The sequence below is a fragment of the Serratia sp. ID 25-353 genome (genome assembly GCF_054792795.1).
The window spans coordinates 1,648,900-1,668,222 of sequence record NZ_CM139236.1 but is presented as its reverse complement, the minus strand read 5'-3'; the positions used below and the strand labels follow the sequence as shown (position 1 = coordinate 1,668,222).

Annotated in this window: 10 protein-coding genes; 3 read left to right on the top strand and 7 right to left on the bottom strand. The window is 63.3% G+C overall.

Annotated elements, in window-relative coordinates:
• Positions 1–7: 7 nt before the first annotated feature.
• The 3 genes from ACYF6X_RS07945 to fes are packed head-to-tail and all read right to left on the bottom strand — an operon-like array spanning position 8 to position 10,132.
• Positions 8–8,518: a non-ribosomal peptide synthetase gene (locus ACYF6X_RS07945; protein ID WP_130017331.1), complete on the bottom strand. Its 8,511-nt coding sequence runs from the start codon at positions 8,516–8,518 to the stop codon at positions 8–10.
• A gap of 51 nt (positions 8,519–8,569) precedes the next feature.
• Positions 8,570–8,794, bottom strand: a complete 225-nt coding sequence (locus ACYF6X_RS07940; RefSeq protein WP_049199691.1) for an MbtH family protein — start codon at positions 8,792–8,794, stop codon at positions 8,570–8,572.
• Positions 8,795–8,824: 30 nt separating this feature from the next.
• Positions 8,825–10,132 carry an enterochelin esterase gene (gene fes / locus ACYF6X_RS07935; RefSeq protein WP_242512515.1) on the bottom strand — a complete coding sequence of 436 codons (1,308 nt, stop codon included), beginning with the start codon at positions 10,130–10,132 and terminating at the stop codon, positions 8,825–8,827.
• Positions 10,133–10,332: 200 nt separating this feature from the next.
• On the opposite strand from fes, the gene ACYF6X_RS07930 reads away from it, so the two are divergent.
• A complete protein-coding gene (locus ACYF6X_RS07930) occupies positions 10,333–12,522 on the top strand; it encodes a TonB-dependent siderophore receptor (RefSeq protein ID WP_130017330.1) in 2,190 nt (729 codons plus the stop codon).
• 50 nt (positions 12,523–12,572) lie between these two features.
• Here the strand turns inward: ACYF6X_RS07930 and ACYF6X_RS07925 are convergent, their stop codons facing one another.
• The gene (locus ACYF6X_RS07925; RefSeq protein WP_130017329.1) at positions 12,573–13,193 is read right to left on the bottom strand and encodes a helix-turn-helix transcriptional regulator; all 621 of its coding nucleotides are present in this window, start codon (positions 13,191–13,193) and stop codon (positions 12,573–12,575) included.
• Positions 13,194–13,303: 110 nt separating this feature from the next.
• The gene (locus tag ACYF6X_RS07920; RefSeq protein WP_063989902.1) at positions 13,304–14,761 is read right to left on the bottom strand and encodes an amino acid permease; all 1,458 of its coding nucleotides are present in this window, start codon (positions 14,759–14,761) and stop codon (positions 13,304–13,306) included.
• 618 nt (positions 14,762–15,379) lie between these two features.
• Here ACYF6X_RS07920 and ACYF6X_RS07915 point away from each other — a divergent pair.
• Complete coding sequence (locus ACYF6X_RS07915) at positions 15,380–16,654, top strand: Glu/Leu/Phe/Val family dehydrogenase (RefSeq protein ID WP_063989903.1); 1,275 nt, start codon at positions 15,380–15,382, stop codon at positions 16,652–16,654.
• Positions 16,655–16,693: 39 nt separating this feature from the next.
• Here the strand turns inward: ACYF6X_RS07915 and ACYF6X_RS07910 are convergent, their stop codons facing one another.
• Positions 16,694–18,232, bottom strand: coding sequence for a long-chain-fatty-acid--CoA ligase (locus tag ACYF6X_RS07910; RefSeq protein ID WP_130017328.1), 1,539 nt, complete (start codon positions 18,230–18,232; stop codon positions 16,694–16,696).
• A gap of 135 nt (positions 18,233–18,367) precedes the next feature.
• Between ACYF6X_RS07910 and ACYF6X_RS07905 the strand changes: the two genes are divergently transcribed.
• Positions 18,368–18,937: a DJ-1/PfpI family protein gene (locus ACYF6X_RS07905; RefSeq protein ID WP_004937978.1), complete on the top strand. Its 570-nt coding sequence runs from the start codon at positions 18,368–18,370 to the stop codon at positions 18,935–18,937.
• Between the two features lie 7 nt (positions 18,938–18,944).
• On the opposite strand, the gene ACYF6X_RS07900 is transcribed toward ACYF6X_RS07905, so the two are convergent.
• Positions 18,945–19,298 (bottom strand): DUF1493 family protein, encoded by a 354-nt coding sequence (locus tag ACYF6X_RS07900; protein WP_406879959.1) that lies wholly within the window; start codon positions 19,296–19,298, stop codon positions 18,945–18,947.
• Positions 19,299–19,323: the final 25 nt, after the last annotated feature.

Genomic DNA, 19,323 nt, shown 5'->3' with positions numbered 1-19,323 from the left:
GGTTGCGTTATACCAACCCGTATTGCCGCGTCAGCAGCTCGTGCAATAGCGGGCCAAGCGTCTCCAGCGAAGCCGGCGACAGAATGTCCGCGTGTTCACAGCGCTGGTGATGGCAGATCAGCCCATCCAGATACGGCGCCCACACGGCGTCGATATCCATCTCCGGCGGCAGCGTCTGGTCGGCGACAAACAGCGTCGCCGTGCCGTGGAAACGCCGGCTGCGCGCCTGAGACAGAATGCGAACCGCGTCGCGGTAGTTGGCGACGATGCTGTCGAACATCGCCGCCTTCTCCGCCATCAGCGCCGGATCGCCATGATCTTCCGCCATAAACTCGGCCTGCTCCTGCGCCACCTCTTTCTGCGCGTCCTCCTCGCTGGGGCCTGTCCAATCCTGGCCTTCCGGCGGATAGGTATCCAGCATGCCGAGGAACGCCACCTCTTCGCCCTGCTGCTGCAGGCGCGCGGCCATCGAGTGCGCCAGCGTGCCGCCGAGCGAATAGCCCAGCAGGTAGTAAGGCCCCTGTGGCTGCAGGCGGCGCAGATTAGCGAGATGCCGATCGACCATCTGCTCGATATCCTCGCAGGTGGCGATAGCGCCATCCGGTCTTGGCGACTGCAGGCCGATGATGGGGTAGCTCCCCGGCAGATAACGGCTCAGCCCCGAATACTGCCAGGCGAAACCGGAAGCCGGATGCAGGCAGAACAGCGCCGGGCCTTGGCCGGCCCGCAGTTGCAGGCACTCGCCGACGCCGCGGCTCTCGGCCGAATTGGCCGCCTGCGCGTCATCGAGCAGGTGCGCCATCTTCTCCAGGCTGCGGGCGAACATGATCTGCCCGACGCTCAATGGCCGAGGGACGCGCCGACGCAGCTCCGCCGCCAGACGCATCGCCAGCAGCGAATGGCCGCCCAGCGCGAAGAAGTCGTCGTCGGCATACACCGTCTCGCGCCCCAACAGTTCCCCAAACAGCGCCGCCAGCAGGCGCTCGCTGTCGCTCTCCGGCATGCGGCCGCTCTGATGGCGGCGCTGCGGCCGTGGCAACGCCTTGCGATCCAGCTTACCGCTGGCGCTGAGCGGGAAACGGTCGGTCATGACATAGCTGACCGGCATCATGTGCGCAGGCAAACGCTGCTCCAGCGCCTGATGCAGCACGCCGGTATCCAGCGTCACGCCCGGTTGGGCGATCAGCCAGGCAACCAGCTGGCGCATATCGGCGCCGCCAAGCCCCGTCGCACCCTCGCCCAGTTCGATGGCGTGCACCGCCGCTTGCGCTACCCCCGGCTGCGCCAGCAGCGCCTGCTCGATTTCGCCCAGCTCGATGCGCTGGCCGCGGATCTTCAGCTGATCGTCGCTGCGCCCCAAATACTCGACGCTGCCGTCTTCCAGCCAGCGGGCGATATCGCCGGTGCGATACATGCGCGCGCCGTTGCCGGCGGGATCGGCGACAAACCGCTGCGCCGTCAGCCCCGGCCGATGCAGATAGCCATCGGCCAGCTGAATGCCGCGCAGGTAGAGATCGCCGGCGCAGCCGACGGGCACCGGCCGCAGCATGGCGTCGAGAATGCTCAGTTGGGTGTTCCAGACCGGTTTGCCGATCGGCACGCCGGCGCCGTTCACCGCCGCCAACGCCGCGCCGGACGCCGGTTGGTAGGTGACATCGACCGCCGCCTCCGTTGGGCCATACAGGTTATGCAGCGGCGCGGTAACCAACGCCTGATAGCGGGAAGCCAGTTCACACGACAGCGCTTCGCCGCTGCAGAACACGCGTTTCAGGCTGGCGGCGGCGCGCTGTGGCGCCCGTTCGTTCAAGGCCTCTACCCAGATAGCCAACATGGACGGAACGAAATGCAGCGTGGTCACGCCATAGTCGTCGATCAACGTCGTCAGCGCCTGCGGATCGCGGTGCGCCTCCGGCGGCGCCATCACCAGGCGCGCACCAACCATCAGCGGCCAGAAGAATTCCCAGACGGAAACGTCGAAGCTGCACGGCGTTTTCTGCAATACCACGTCCTGCGCATCGAGCGCATACTCGTGCTGCATCCAGAACAGGCGGTTGACGATTGCCCGGTGGTTCACCACCACGCCTTTCGGCCGCCCGGTAGAGCCGGAGGTATACAGCACGTAGGCGGGATAATCGCCGTTCCCCGCCGATTGGCGCGCTGCCGGTTCGCGCCCGCTCTCGTCCAGCGCATCGAACAGCAGCGTCGGCGCCAGCGCGGCGAAGCGGGCATCCAACGCGCTTTCGGTGATAATCAGCCGCGGCTTGGCGTCCTCCACCATGTAGGCCAGACGTTCGTCCGGGTAGCCGGTGTCCAGCGGCAACCAGGCGGCGCCGGTCTGCACAATCGCCGTCAACGCCAGGCTGAGGCGCACGGAACGCGGCAACGCGACCGCGACAATGTCCCCCGGCTGAATGCCGGCCACCGTCAGCCGCTCGGCCAGCAGCGCGGCCTGGCGCTGCATGTCACGGTAGCTGAGGCTGTGCCCGGCATCCTGTAGCGCGATGCGTTCCGGTGTGCGCCGCGCTTGATCGGCGATCGCCTGATGCAAGGTGGTGTCCGCCACCGCCTGCCCGGTGCGGTTGACCGCCGCGATCAGCGCCTGCTCCTGCGGGGTTTGCAACTGCCAGCGCGGCAGCGGCAGATCCGGCTGGACGATCCACTGTTGCAGCAGCGCCATCAGCCGCGCGGCGAAGCGTTCAGGTTGCGGCACCGAGGCGCGGTACTCCATCAGCAGGCGCAGACGTTCGCCCGGCAGCACCAGCAGCGTCAGCGGATAGTGGGTATAGCCTTTGTTGCGGATGGCGTCGCAACGCAGCGATCCTGCGCCGCCCAACAGAGCGTCGTTGTCCGGGTAGTTCTCCACCACCAACAGCGTATCGAACAGCGTGCCCGCCCCGGCCAGGTGCTGAATTTCCCCCAACCCCAAATCGTCGTGCTCCAGCAGTGCAATCTGCCGGTGCTGCAGGTCGGTCAGCTGTTCCGTCAACGAACGGTCATGCTGCAGACGAACTCGCACCGGCAACGTGTTGCTGAACAGGCCGACGTGTTCCTCGACCCCTTCTATCTGGCCAAAGCGGCCGGACACCGGCGAGCCGAACACCACGTCCTGCTGGCCGCAACAGCTGGCCAGCTGCAGCGCCCAAATGCCCTGCATCACGGTATTGAGCGTCAACCCGCGTTCGCGGCACAGGGTCAGCAAGCGCTTTTCCTCGGCCGGCGGCAGCGTCATTTCCAGCTCATGCACGCGATCGTCCTGCGCGTCACCGAACAGTAACGTCGGGCGCACATCCTGCAGCGTCTCACGCCACAGGCGGCGCGAGGCTTCGGCATCCCGCGCGGTCAGACGGCGCACGATATCGGCATAGTTCGAACGCAGCGGCGGCAACGCCTGTTCGCCTTCACGCAGGGCCAGCATCAGATCGTTGAGCACCACCGGCGTCGACCAACCATCGACGATCAGGTGGTGCGCGTTAAGGAACAGCGTGTAGCGTTCGCTATCGCCGTGTTTGACCCACAGCGCATGCAGCATCGCGCCCGGCTGGTTGAACAGATCGCGCTGCAGTTCCTGCTGCTCCAGCCGGTGCAGTGCCTGTGCCTCCTGTTCTTCGGCCAGCGGCGGCAGCCTGTGGCTGTCCAACGGCCATTGGCTTTCCTGCGGTATCAGCTGCAGCGGTTCGCCCTCGCGGTTGAATCGGGCGGCCAATTGCGGATGGCGGCGGATCACCGCATCCAGCGCCTGCTGAAGTTGAAGCGCGTCCAGTTCGCCGCAGAGGCTCAGGCGCGTCAACGAGTTATAGCTGCCGCCCTGCTGCGCCGTCTGCGCATGGAACAGCAGGCCGTGTTGCAGCGGCAACAGCGGCAGCGCCGCGGCTAACGGCCCGCACTCCCGCTCCCAGGCGCGCACCGCCTCATCATCGACGCCCGGCTGGGCGATCTCGGCCGCCACCAACGTCGCCGCCGCGCGTTCGGGATGCCGTTCGGCAAATTCGCACAGTGAACGCACCGCTTGCTCAATGCCGCTGTGCAGCTGCGTTATGTCGCTCTCGCTGAAAATCGCCTCCAGCCAGCTCCAGTTAATCGCCAGGCAGGCGCCGTCGCGCCGTTCCTCGACAAAGATGTTCACTTCCAGCCCGTAAGACAGCGCCTGCTGCGCATCCTGCGCCACGGCGAAGGCGTCGCGGAAGCGGGTTTGGCTGCGCTGCGGCATCCAGTGCCCTTCATCCTGGCTGAAGCGCCCGAGGTAGTTGAATAAAATCTCCGGGGCGTTGCGCTGCGCCAGCGCCGCCAGGTCGTCGCGCTGTGGATGCAGATAACGCAGCTGGCCGTAGCCGATGCCGCGATCGGCCACCGCTCGCGTCGCCCGTTTCACCGCGCGCACGGCCTCATTGTGCTCGGCGTCATGCAGTTCGATGCGCAGCGGGTACTCCGCCGTCAGCCAGCCGACGGTGCGGGCCAGATCGAGGCCGTCGTCCAGTTCGGCGCGGCCGTGCGACTCCAGAGAGAAACGCAGCGAAGCGGTCTGAAAACGGCGGCGGCAGGCCTGAGCCAGCGCGCACAGCATGATCTCTTCAACCTGGGCGCGATAGCCCTGCGGCAATGTGCCGAGCAGCGCGGCGGTCAACCGGCTGTCGAGCAGCGTGCGCCGTTCGTTCACCGAGGCGATGCGATCGGTCTGCGGTTCCAGCGCGCGCCGGCCCAAACGCGGCACGCCGTCCGCCAGCATTTGCCGCCAGAACGGCAGCTCGGCTTCCCGGCGCTCCACGTCTGCGCGTAAACGCGCAGACCACTCATAGAGCGAGGTTTCTTCCGGCGGCAGCGTGATCGGCTGCCCCTGCATGGCGCTGTCGGCCACTTGCCGCAGCTCCTCGAGCAGGATGCGCCAGGAAACGCCGTCGACCACCAGGTGGTGGATCGCCAGCACCAGCCCCAGGCTCTGCCCGTCACGCTGCAACAAGATCGCCTGCATCATGGCGCCGGCCGCCGGATCGAGATGCTCGAGTGCGGCATCGAAAGCCTGTTCCGCCGCCGGCTCCAGTTCGCTGGATACGGTCTGAACCTGCATGAACTCAGCGCTAGCGGCTTCTTCAGCCACCAACTGGCCATCGCGGATCCGGGCGCCCAGCGCCGGGTGGGCCGTGCGCAGCTGTTCCAACGCATCACGCAGCTGTTCCGGTTGCAGCTCGGCAGGCACGCGCAGGAAAACGCCGTGCGCGAAGCGGCGATGCATATCGCCCGTCTCGGCAAACCAGTGCAGGATCGGCAGCCCGTCGATCGGGCCTTGCCGCACGCTGCGTGGGGTCTGAGAGTCTACGACCAGCGGCTGCATCGCCTGCGCCATGCGCGCGGGGGTGTGCAGCGCGAAGATCTCGCGCGGCCGCAACAGATAACCGTTGCGCCGCAGGGCGGTGCCCAGCCCCATCGCCGAGATGCTGTCGCCGCCGAGCGCGAAGAAATCGTCGTCGGCGCCAACGCGCTCCATCCCCAACAGGTGGGCCATCGCGCGGCAAATCAGCCTTTCCTGCTCGGTGGCCGGTTCGCGAATGCTTTGCGCCAGCGTCTCCTGCGGTTTGGGCAGCGCCTGGCGGTCAATCTTGCCGTTGACGTTGAGCGGCAGCTCCGGCATCACCACCAGGATCGCCGGTACCATATAATCCGGCAGACGCTGCGCCAGCTGCCCCAGCAGCTCGTTTTGCAGCGTCGGCGAGGCGCGGCGCGCGTCATCCTGCACCGAGCAGTAGCCGATCAGGCGATAGGTGGCGCCGATCGGCTCGGCGATCACCACCGCTCGCCCCACGTCCGGCAAGGCGGCCAAGGCGCTTTCCACCTCACCCAGCTCGACGCGGAAGCCGCGCACCTTAATTTGATGATCGGTTCGGCCAATGAACACCAGCTGGCCCTCCGCGCTCCAGCGCATCAGATCGCCGCTGCGGTACATCACCTCGCCTTCGGCGAACGGGTTGGCGACAAAGCGCGCCGCCGTCAGATCCGGGCGCCGCAGGTAACCGCGCGCGATGCCTTTGCCGGAAATGTACAGTTCGCCCGCCGCGCCGATCGGCACCGGCTGCAGGCGGCTGTCGAGCAGCCAAACTGAGGTATTGGCGAGGGGACGGCCGATCACCGGCTGGTCTGCGGCCGTCACCGGCGCGCCGAGGGTATCGACGGTGTATTCGGACGGGCCGTAATAGTTGTGGATCTCCACTTCCGGATGCTGCTGCATCAGGTTCCACAGCGTCGGCGTCGCCGCCTCGCCGCCGATCATCACGAACGACGGCAGCGGGAACTGCCCTTTCAGCAGGCCGCAGTCCACCAGTTGCGAGAAGAACGACGGCGTGATGTCCAGCAGATCGATCGGCGTCTGTTGGGTTTGTTCCAGCAGCGCCCAGGGGTCGCGGCGCAGCTCCTCATCGAAGATAACCAGTTCGCTGCCCATCATCATGCAGAACAGCGGTTCCCAAGAGGAGTCGAAAGAAAACGAGGCGGTATGGCCGGCGCGCAAGCGGCGCGCGTGGCGAGCCTGGAATTTTTCGATCGCCGGGCCAAACAGAGAAGCCTGGTGCGACAGGAACAGGTTCAGCAGCCCGCGGTGTGTGGACATGACCCCCTTGGGTTTGCCGGTCGAGCCGGAGGTGTAAATCATGTAGGCGAGATGCGCCTCGCTCAGCGGCACACGCCGTTCGGCATCCGTTATCGGCGTGGCCTCGGCGGCCGCGCAGCGCGCCAGGCACGGGGCGTCGTCCAGGCACAATATCTGCGGCAGATCCGGCATGTTGGCCCGCGTGGCGCGGTGGGTCAGCAACATTACCGGCCGCGCGTCGTCGCACATCAGCGCCAAACGTTCACGCGGATAGTCCAGATCGAGCGGCATATAGGCCGCGCCGCTGGCCAGCACGCCGAGCAGCGCGACCAGCGTGTCCACCGAGCGTGGAATGCCGATGGCGACAACGTCTTCGGCGCCGATGCCGTTTTCGATCAGCACTCGCCCCAGTTGCATCACCCGTTCGGAGAGCTGCCGGTAGCTGAGGCGCACGTCGCCGCAGGCCACCGCCAACGCCTCGGGCTGGCGCTCGACCTGGCACTGGAACGCATCCATAATCGAGACCATGCCCGCCGGCGGCGTCAGCTCGGCGCCGCGCCCCCAGGCCGCGAGTTGTCTGAGTTCCCCATCGCTGATTAGCGCCAGTTGGCCGTTCGGCTGGCGCGGCTGCCGCGCCAGCTGCTGCAGCCAATGGCCGATGCGCTCCGCGTGATGATGCAAGGTGCGCGGCGAGTATTTGGCCGGGTTGGCGACCAAAGACAGCGTCAGCACGCCGCTTCGAAAACCGATCTCAAACTCCAGATCGTCAACCGGCCCCATCGCCAGCGTATGGGTGGTGGCCGCCTGACCGTCGAACGACAAGGCGCTGTGGTAGACCTTGACGTTGACCACCGGGCCATACAGTTCCTGATGGCCGCCGACCAGGCCGAGATCGCGTTTGATCTGCTCCGCCTCATAGCGTTGATGGCGGCGCGCCTGCTTGATCTCCGCCACGGTGGCCTGGCAGACGTCCGCCAGCGACATCGCCGGCGTCACGTTCAGCAGCAGCGGCAGCACGTTGACCACCGGGCCGACCGCCGCCAGCGCCTGCGACCCCATCCGGCGCATGAAAGGAAAGCCGACTGAGAAGCGGGTTTCACCGCTCATGCGCGCCAGATACATCGCCAGCGCCGCCGTGACGATATCGGCCGGTTGCAGCGACTGCAGCGCATCATCGCGCAGCGCTTCGTCAAACAGCGATTCAGGCAGCACCAGCGCCTGTTTGAGCGGCCGGGCACCCGGTTCAACCTCCCGACTCTCCGTCGATAATGACAGCGGCGACGGCAAATCGCGCAGATGCTGGCGCCAGAATTCGGCTGCCCGCTCACGTGCGGTCGACGTTTGCCATTGCTGAAACTCCTCCACCACCTTGCCGAACGGGGTAAACGGCGAGGCCGCCGGCGACAGCCCGTGGCGCAGCGCGCGATAGATATCGGCGATCCGGCGGGTGATGGCTTCGAAACTGAAGCCGTCCAGGGTCAGATGATGAAAGCGCTGGTACCAGAACCAGCGCTCGGCGCTGACGCGGATCACTGCATGGCGATAAAGCGGCCGTTCGCCGTCCGCCGGCAGATCCTGCGCCAGATCGTCGTTCATCAGCGCCAGCGCCGCCTGTTCGGCGTCCGGCTGCGTGCTGAAATCGAACCACTCCGGCGCCTGCACGCGTGCAGGGTCGGCTATCAACGGTAAACGCTGCACCGGCTGGCCGTCCTGCGCCTCAAAGAACCGCGCCTGAACCGTATCCGCTTCGGCCAGCCCCTGACGGATGGCGCGCTCCAGCGCCGAGCGGTCGATAGCGCCGTGCAGTTCGGTGTAGTGCGCCACGGCGAAGCCGTTGCGGCGCAGCGCGATTTGGTCGGCGATCCAGATCCCCGGTTGTGCTGCAACCAGCGGATAATCCCGATACTCGACCTGAGTATCCGGCAAAGAAAGCGTTTCTGACATGGTGTCTGTCCTTTTCCTCAAACGGAATGTATCGATGTGGCTGCCTGGCGCTTAACGCGCCGCATCCGCCGCTTTCAGCGCCGCCGGCCGCATGTCCTGCCAGTGCGTTTCGATGTAGTCGATGCATTCGCCGCGCGACGCCGGCCCCATCAGCACGCGCCACCCCTGCGGCGTGTCGGCAAACTGCGGCCACAGCGAATACTGCTGCTGCGCGTTGACCAAAACGGTGAAACGGAGGCTTTCGTCATCGAACGGGTTTTGTTGTTCCTGAGTCATTTTCATTACCTGTCTGTCAAAATGTGTGGGTTATTTCATCGCGGAAAGCAGCTGGCGCACGCCGTCCACCAGGCCGCCGCGCCAGCAGAGCGCATCGTGCCCGCCGGAAAACACGCGGTATTCGGCGCGGTGCCCCGCCGCCGTCAGCGCCTGATGCATTTGGCGATTAACGAATTCGATGTCCGCCTCTCGATCGCCGGCTTGCTGAATCACGGTGAGCGTGGGCGACGCCGCGTTGCGTTGCCGAACCTGGCGTATCAGCCAGCCTTCCTCCAGCTCGTGGCGTTTTTCGAACTGGGTAACGAATTGCACCGTAGGCCACCAGAAGGAGCCGGACTGGCTCAACACGTGGCCAAAGCGTTCCGGCCAGTGCACACCGGCATATAACGCCGCCAGCCCGCCGTAGCTCTGGCCGGCGACAACGGTGCGCGTCCCTTCCTCGCTGAACGGTTCGCGCTTCTGCGCCTGCGGCAGCAACTCATCGATGATTGCTTGCCAGAAGGCGGCGTTGCAGGGCAGCTCGTTTTCCCGGTGTTCACCGTCGATCGCATCGATCAGCAGCCAGCACGCGGGCGGCAGGTGCCCTCTTGCCGTTTCGTGCTCGATCACCGGCAACAGCGCGTGCCTTTCGATCCAGTTTTGGCCGTCGAGCAATAACACCAACGGGCGATTCGCTTTCACCGCCGCGTCGCCGCTGGCATACAGCCAGACGCGCCGCTGGTTATCCAGATGTTCGCTGCGCCACTGAAAAAGCTGTAGCCGCGCCTCATCCCATGGCCGATCGGCGGCCTGCCAGGCGCTTTGATCGTCGGCATCCGGCCCTTGCGCCAGGGAAACCGGGCGCGGGCGATGAGACGGCCCCAGCGATACGCGATTCAGCGGATCGGCGATGGCCAATGGGAACAGCGATACCCACCAGGCGCGCTGCTGGCGGTCGCGCAACGTTTCGTCGTCGCTGAATACGGGGGGAAGATCCCGATCGGTAATAGGGATCAGGCTATAGCTGCCGCGCCAACGGCGATCGATAACGGCGGCGCCGTACCAAACGTCGGTGCCGGGGAGCCTGGTCAGGCTGCTGGGGGACGTGCTGTGGTGATCGGTAATGCCGTTGATATCGGCGTAAACGCGGCGTATTGGCGAGTGCCGTTCATCGCCGGCGGGATCGCGCCACAGCCAGGTCATTTTGACGTGGCGGTCATCGTGCGGCTCGACGATGGGCGTGCCGTGTGAGGCCACCTTCTGCCACCACGCAGGCTGTCCTGCCGCCTCTTCACGCAGCCATTGCGCCGCCAATCCCTCATGACCGCTTTCTGGCCTCTTTTCCGGCAAAAACTCCATAGCGCCCCTTACATAACACGAGTGATTTTTACAAAACCTGACAATCGTATTGATACTCATTATCATTTTCAATACTATTTGTCGGATTTTTACCGTCGTGCACACACGGCGTTTCCGCGTCGACGGGAGAAGACCGCTTGTCGGCATTTCGGGGTTTATCAGGGTGGCATGACACACAACGCAGGTATGCAGGAGAGATAATGAAGATTAAAAACAAAGGGATAGCAAACGGAAATGCGGAGGCGACGGCCGCCAAGCGTCTGTTGCTGGGATCGGCGCTGGCCTTACTGCCCTTGGCGCAACACGCGTCCGCCGCGGCGGACGAGACGATTTTGGTGACCGCCGACGCGCAAAACAGCGTGACCGCGCCGGTCAAAGGGATCGTCGCCAAAGAAAGCGCCGCCGGCACCAAGACCGCCGCCCCTCTGCGCAAAACGCCGCAGTCCATCTCGGTGGTCACGCGCGAGCAGATGAACGACCAGGAGCCGGCGTCGGTCGCCGACGCGCTGAACTACACCAGTGGGGTGATCACCACCTACCGTGGCAACTCCAACCGCAATGACGAAGTGATCAGCCGCGGCTTCCGCTATGCGCCCAAGCTGCTCGACGGCCTGCACTTTGGCCTCTCGAGCCAAAACGGCGGCGCCGGGCAGATCGATCCCTGGCTGCTGGAGCGCGTGGAGATGGTGCATGGCCCGGCCGGCGTGCTGTACGGCCAGGTCAGCCCCGGCGGCGTGGTGGTGATGACCAGTAAACGCCCTACCGCCCAGAGCATTCACGAAGTCAAATTCAGCACCGGCAACCGCCATCTGGCGGAAACGGCGTTCGATTTCGGCGGCAAGCTCAACGACGACAATACCCTGTTCTACCGCCTGAACGGCATCGCCAGAACCGAACATGAGTTTGTCAAAGACAGCAAGCAGCAACGGGTGGCCATCGCCCCGGCCTTCACCTGGCTGCCGAACGAAGACACCAGCTTTACGCTGCTGACCAGCTACCAGAACGATCCGAAAGCCGGATCGCGCAACTTCCTGCCGCGCGCCGGCACGCTGTTCCCGACCAGCGCGGGCTATGTGCCCTATGACTTCAACGTCAGCGAACCCAGCTTCAACAAGTCGCGGCGCGAGCAGGCGTCGATCGGCTACAGCCTCGAGCATAACTTCAGCGATGCGCTGTCGTTTACCCAGAACCTGCGCTTCACCCACCGTGATGAAGACTATAAATATCTGGTTTATAACGTAAACTCGAAGGTTAACGACCACACCGTCACCCGCATGGCGCAGCATGAAACGCAGATGACCAACGAGTTTGGCGTGGATAACCAGCTGAAGGGCCTGTTCGACACCGGCGAGGTGAAGCACACAGTGCTGGGCGGGCTGGATTACCGCTACAGCCATATCGATTCGAAGATGTATCGCGATCGCGGCAACGATTACCCGATCGACTGGGCCAACCCGGTTCGCCCCAGCATCGATGGCAGCACGCTGGCGCTGGCTTCCAGCGATTTGAAGACGCTGAATCAGGTCGGGGTGTATCTGCAGGACCAGTTGGAGTGGAATAACTGGAACCTGCTGCTGTCCGGCCGTCAGGACTGGTCGCAGGTCAACACCCGCGATCGCACCAGCGGCGGTAAAGAGCAGACCTACAACGATGCCCAGTTCACCGGCCGCGCGGGCCTGCTTTACGCCTTCGACAACGGCATTTCACCGTACGTCAGCTACTGCACCTCGTTCGATCCTAACCTGTACCCGAGCGCGCCGGGCGCCGATCCGCTCAAGCCGACCACCGGCAAACAAACCGAGGTGGGCGTGAAATACCAGATCCCGGGCGGCAACACCCTGCTGACCCTCTCCTGGTTCGACATTACCCAGCGCAATGTGGCGTCTTACAACCGTCTCACCTCCGCCTACGAGCAGATCGGTGAGGTGAAATCCAAAGGGATTGAGGCGGAAGTGCACGCCCAACCAACGCCGGAAATCAAGCTGACCGCCGCCTATACCTACACCGACGTAGTCACCAAAGACTCCAACTCGGCGGACGAAATTGGCCACAGCCCGGCGGGCATCCCGCGCCACGCGGCATCCGCCTGGGGCAGCTACAGCTTCCTGAGCGGCGGGCTGAACGGCCTGACCGTCGGCAGCGGCGTGCGTTACATCGGCGATGCGCCGGCCGACGCCACCGGCCAGTACGACGTGCCGCACTACACGCTGTACGACGCCATGGTGAAATATGACCTCGGCCAGGCCTCGTCAGCGCTGCGCGGTGCGGCGCTTCAGCTCAACGTGCAGAACCTGACGGACAAGAAATACGTTTCATCCTGCAGCGGCGAGTACGCCTGCTTCTACGGCAGCGGCCGCAGCATCATCGCTTCGGTCAACTACCGCTGGTAACAAAAATGGGCGGCCAGCGCCGCCCATTTCTTCCGCCTTTCCCGCCGCCTTTACTCCTGCTTCAATTCCCGCAAATGCTTGTACACCGTGGCGCGCCCCATCGACAGCACGTTGGCGATGTAATCCGCCGCGCTTTTGGCCTTGAACGCCCCCTGATGATAGAGATCGCTGACCAGCCGCCGTTTCTGTTCGCGGCTCAGCGCGCCGAGCGCGGCGTTTTCGCGCCGCAGCCAATCGTGCAGGAAGGTATTGATCTTCTCCTGCCAGTCATCTTTGAACAGCGCTTGCGGCTGTGGCTGCAGCCGCGTGACAGACAGGAACATGTCCAGCGCGTTGCGGGCGTCCTCGAACATCGCGGTGCTCAGGTTGATGCACAGCAGATAGCTGGGCTTGCCCTGCTCGTCGCGCGCGGCGATGCTCACCGAGCGCATCTTTTTGCCGTCCCAGTTCAGCTTCTCATAGGGGCCGGTCACGCCGGCGCCGCCGGCGAGCTCGACGTCTTCCAGCCCGGCGTCGTCACCCGGTTTGCGCTTCGACAGGTTGTTCGCCAGATAGGCAATCTTGTTGGTGGCCAGATCGTGGATCACCACTTCTGCATTCGGGAAAAACAGCGCGGCGATGCCGTCGGCGACCGATCGCAAAAGTTCGAGTTGAGAAGAAGAGTTCGGCACGCTGGGGTGTCTCCGTATGGCCCGGTTTGGTTTGCGGTTCAGCCGCTTAGCATACCGCAGTTGCCGCCGCTTGCCGAGTCGAGCGGCGGCAACTGCGCATCCTTCGCCGGTTATTCCGCCTCGGCGCCACGCCGATAAAACACGTAGCTCTCGCGCGCCACGCTGTCACGGACCCGATAGCGCCAGATCAGGCCGAGCGTGGTAAACCACAGCGGCATGCTGCATAGCGCGATCAGCGTATCGCGATCGAACACCATCAGCACTAGCGTAAAGGCGAAAAATGCCAGCGTCAGCCAGGCCATCGCGACCCCGCCCGGCATTTTGAAGTGGGAACCGGCGTGCAGATCCGGCCGTTTCTGGCGATATACCAGGTAGGCGACCAATATCATGCCCCAGCTGTAAACCACCAGGATCGCCGCCACGGTAGAGACGAGGGTGAACAGCGTCATGACGTTCGGCACCAGCACCAGCAGCAAGGTGCCGGACACCATGCAGAAGCAGGAAAACAGCAGGCTGCGGATCGGAATGGCCGTGGTGCGGGACAGAATGCGGAACTGGCCGTGGGCGTGCTTTTCCATCGACAGGCTGTACAGCATGCGGGTGCTGGAATACACCCCGCTGTTGGCCGAGGACATCGCCGAAGTCAGCACCACAAAGTTGATCACCGCCGCGGCGGCCGGCAGCCCCGCCCGATCGAACAGCATCACGAACGGACTGCTGTCCGGTGAAATGTGGCTCCACGAGGTGACGGCGATAATGGTCAGCATCGAGCACACGTAGAAGACGATGATGCGCGCCGGGATCGCGTTGATCGCCTTTGGCAGCACCTTCTCCGGGTTTTTGGTCTCCGCCGACATCGTGCCCAGCAGCTCGATGCCGGTACAGGAGAAAATGGCGATCTGGAAACCGGCGAAGAAGCCGAAGATGCCGTGTGGCATGAAAATGGCGGGATCGGTGACGTTATGCAGCGAAGCGGTCACGCCGTCCGGCGAGGTCCAGCCGCTGAACACCATCCAGGCGCCGGTGGCAATCAGCGCGACGATCGCCACCACCTTAATCATCGCGAACCAGAATTCGGCTTCGCCGAACATCTTGACCGATAGCATGTTGAACAGACACAAGAACCCCAGCGTCAGCAGCGCCGGCAGCCAGGGCGAGACGTTAGGCAGCCAATACTGCACGTAGCCGCCGCACACCACCACGTCGGCAATGCAGGTCACGACCCAGCTCAGCCAGTAGGACCAGCCGAGAAAAAAGCTGGCGCGCGGCCCCAGGTATTCGGAGACGAAATCGGCGAACGAACGATAATCGAGCCGCGTGAGCAGCAGCTCCCCCATCGCCCTCATGACCATGAACATGAAAAAGCCGACGATGGCGTAAGTCAGTACGATGGAGGTGCCCGACAGCGCGAGGGTTTTCCCGGCGCCCATAAACAGCCCGGTGCCGATGGCGCCGCCGATCGAAATCAGTTGAATATGGCGCGCGCTCAGCCCGCGCTGCAGGGTTTGGGCACAGTTTGGCCCTTCGGCTGAACCTGGGTTCAGCCGATCGCAGTGATTTTTTTTCATGGTATTACCTGTCCGTCATTAAGGCGATTAAGCAACCGATGTGCGGCTGCAGCAGGAGTGAAACGCCCGTGGGCGCTCTAACCGGCAATAAAATTGAGACCGAACGCTGCCCGCCCCGTTGTAACAGGGAGGTAATAATAATGGGTGCCGAGAAAATGCTCTCGTGAGCCGCGTAGCGCCCACGTTTGGCGTACAAAGCCTGAGCGTGGTGGGTAAACACTACAATATCAAATGGTTATACTTTCCCTTGTGCAACAAAAAAACGACGCCGGAGCCGTTTTAACATTAATTTAACTCTGGCGAGGGGAAATGCCATTGTCAACATGGCAGTTAAATAAAATGAAACTTTTTGATCACATTCAAGCTTCTGAAAAATAGATAAAAAGGGTTTTTATGCGCTTTATATGCATAAATTATGCATGTGCTCGCTCACCGCCGACAAAAAGTAATTAACTATTCATTTATCGCCCTGCAGGCGGCGAAAAACCGCCCGCTGGCCCGATGAGAGGGGGGCTAACAACCGGCATAATTAGTGGTAAATTTAGCGTCGCAAAGTGTTATGCGCTTGCTAATCCACGGTTAAACGAAATAAATACCTCTAATATATAAAGGTTGGTTATGGAAAAGCTATCCTACGCTTCAGACAGCAGCACCACCGCTTGGGCTACATATCTGCAACAAATCGATCGCGTCGCCCCTTACCTCGGCGAGCTGTCACGCTGGGTTGATACGCTGCGTCACCCTAAGCGCGCTTTGATTGTTGATATCCCGCTGCAGATGGACGATGGCACCATCCGCCACTTCGAAGGTTTCCGCGTACAGCACAACCTGTCGCGTGGGCCGGGTAAAGGCGGCATCCGCTTCCACCCTGACGTCGATCTGAACGAAGTGATGGCCCTGTCCGCCTGGATGACCATCAAGTGTGCCGCGGTCAACCTGCCGTACGGCGGCGCCAAGGGCGGCATCCGCGTCGACCCGTTCAAACTGTCTGAAGGTGAACTGGAGCGACTGACCCGCCGCTACACCAGCGAAATCGGCTTCATCATCGGGCCACAGAAAGACATTCCTGCGCCGGACGTCGGCACCAACGCCAAAGTGATGGCCTGGATGATGGACACCTACTCCATGAACCACGGCACCACCATCACCGGCGTGGTCACCGGCAAGCCAATCCACCTCGGCGGCTCCCTGGGCCGTGAGAAAGCGACCGGCCGCGGCGTGTTCGTCACCGGCAGCGAAGTGGCCAAACGTCTGGGCGTGCAAATCGAAGGCGCCAAAGTGGCGGTACAAGGCTTCGGTAACGTGGGCAGCGAAGCGGCTCGCCTGTTCGTTGGCGTCGGCGCACGCGTCGTCACCATCCAGGACCACTCCGCCACCCTGTTCAACGCCGATGGCATCGATCTGGCCGCGCTGACCGAATACCAGGTCAAGCACAAGCAGATCGCCGGCTTCCCGGGCGCCAGCGAGATCGAAAGCGAAGCGTTCTGGTCAGTCGACATGGACATCCTGATCCCGGCTGCGCTGGAAGGCCAGATCACCCGCCAGCGCGCTGAAATCCTCAGCGCCAAACTGGTGCTGGAAGGCGCCAACGGCCCAACCTTCCCAGAGGCAGACGACATTCTGCGTTCCCGTAACATCACCGTGGTCCCGGACGTTATCTGTAATGCCGGCGGCGTAACGGTCAGTTACTTCGAGTGGGTGCAGGACATGGCGAGCTACTTCTGGAGCGAGTCCGAGATCAATGAGCGTATGGACAAAATCATGACCGACGCCATGGTCCACGTCTGGAACAAGGCGGCCGAAAAAGAGTGCAGCCTGCGTACCGCCGCTTACATCGTGGCCTGTGAGCGCATCCTGACCGCACGTAAAGAGCGCGGCATCTACCCAGGTTGATGCCCGTATCCCGGCCTGCCCCGGCAGGCCGGATTTTCCTCAGCGCAAACAGCGCTTCAACACCTTACCGGTACTGGTCATCGGCAAATGCTCGACGAACTCGACGATGCGCGGATACTTGTACGCCGCCAGCCGCTCCCGGCTCCAGGCAATAAGCGTTTCCTCCTCGATGGGCTCTTCCGTCTCTTTCAACACCACTACCGCTTTGATCTCTTCGCCCAGCGACGGGTGTTCAACGCCGATCACCGCCACCAACGACACCGCCGGATGGCGAATCAGCGCCTCTTCAATCTCGCGCGGATAGACGTTGAACCCGCCGCGAATGATCATGTCCTTGGCCCGATCGACGATGAAATAGAAGCCGTCGGCGTCGCGGCGCGCCAGGTCACCGGTGAGGAACCAACCGTTTTCCAGCACCTCCGCCGTCGCTTCGGGGCGATTCAGGTAACCTTTCATGATGTTGTAACCGCGCACCGCGATCTCCCCGACCTGATCGATGCCGTCGACCGGCTGCCCGGTGGCGTCTAGCAGGCGCACCTCCACGCCCCAGATCGGTTGACCGATGGAGCCGGGTTTGGTCACGCGGTGGGGATGGTTAAAGGTGGCGACCGGGCTGGTCTCCGACAGCCCATATCCTTCGAGAATGTTGACGCCGAAGCGGCGCGAAAAATCCTCCAGGATCTGCAGCGGCAGGCTGGCGCCGCCGGACACCGCTATACGCAGCGTGCTGCGCAAGCGTTCGATATCCGTGTGTTCATCCAGCGCATTCAACAGCGCCCAATACATGGTCGGCACTCCGGCGAAAAAGGTGATGCCGTGCCGTTGCATCAGCGCGATGGCCTGTGCGGCGTCGAAGCGCTCGACCAGCACCAGAGTGGCGGCGGCGGCAAACCCGGCGTTCATCTGCACAGTCGAACCAAAAGTGTGGAACAGCGGCAGCGTGACCAGGTGACGATCGGGGGCCGTCTCCGAACCGTCGAACAGCCGCACCGATCCCAAGGCGTTGAGCACCAGATTGGCGTGGGTCAACTCCGCCCCTTTGGCGCGGCCGGTGGTGCCGCTGGTATACAGCACCACCGCGGTGTCGCTTTCGAGCGTCGTCGCCGAAGCGAATTCGGTAGCCTGCTCGGCTATCGCCGCGCTGAAACGCTCCCCCTCGAGCGGCAACCGATCGCCGATGATAAACACCTCGCGGCACTGCTCCGCCTTCGCCACCGCCCGCAGCGCTTCCTCCCCCAGCGGCAGGCCGCTGCTGCCCTCAAAACAAAACAGCGCCACCGCCGCCGAATCCGTCAGGTAATAGTCGAACTCTGCGCTTTTCAGCAGAATATTCAGCGGCACCACCACCGCGCCGCTTTTGAGAATGCCGTAATAGATAGCCGGAAACTCCGGCCGGTTCGGGCAGGCCAGCGCCACCCGTTCACCGGGCCGCACGCCGCGCGCAGCCAACAAATTCGCCACCCGATTGGCCATGTCGTTAAGCGCCCGATAGCTGAGCGGGTTGTCGTCCTGTATCACCGCCGGCCGCTCCGGCCAGGTGCGCGCACTCTCTTCAAGCAAGGTAGCCAGATTCAGCATCGGGGATCCTCCCTGGGGTTGAGCGGCGAGAAAAGCGCCGCAGTATCACGAGTATAGATAGGCGCTTTGTGGTTCGCATTCCCAGGGGCACTGGGCTATACCTTAGGCAATCCCTATCCCGCAGGAGTTGTGATCATGAGCAAGAAAAAGATCCTGATGCTGGTCGGCGACTACGCCGAAGATTACGAAACCATGGTGCCGTTTCAGGCATTGCAGATGATCGGTCATTGGGTGGACGCCGTGTGCCCCGGCAAAGCCGTCGGCGATTACATCCAGACCGCAATCCACGATTTTGACGGGGCGCAGACCTACAGCGAGAAACCCGGCCACCGCTTCACCCTGAACGCCGACTTCGCCGCCGCCAAAGAAGAGCACTACGATGCGCTCTTGATCCCCGGCGGCCGGGCGCCGGAATACCTGCGCCTGAACCCCGACGTGATCGCGCTGGTGCAGGCGTTTGACGCCGCGAAAAAACCGATCGCCGCCGTTTGCCACGGCCCGCAGCTGCTGGCGGCGGCCGGGGTGTTGAAAGGCCGCACCTGCAGCGCCTACCCGGCCTGCGCGCCGGAAGTGCGGCTGGGCGGCGGTCATTATGCGGAGATCGGCATCGATCAGGCGCACGTCGACGGCAATCTGGTCACCGCCCCGGCCTGGCCGGCGCATCCGCAGTGGCTGGCGAAGTTCGCCGAGGTGTTGGAACAGTAACGCGGCGCTAGCGGAGCTGCTCGATCAGGAAGTGGATGTCGTACAGCCAGCGTTTGGCGCGCGCGGAACGCACCAGCATCGACACGCACAGCGGCCGGGGGTGTTCTTTGCAGGCTGAGGGGGAAAACCAGCGCCCGGTGTTGGTCGGGGGCGGGAAATACAGTTCGTGATTATAGTTGCCGCTGTCGACGCCGAAGGTATCGAAGTAGCGGCGCATCAGCGTATTGGAATCGCTGAACGACAGGTTGAGCGCGGTGTTAATCTCGGTTTCCGGGGTGATGGCTACGCCCTTCTTCAGCCGCCCTGATGCGTTGAAGGCGGCGATAAGCGCGATGACCTGTTGCTGAATGTCTTCTGCCATGACGACCTCGAGCCGGTATGTATAA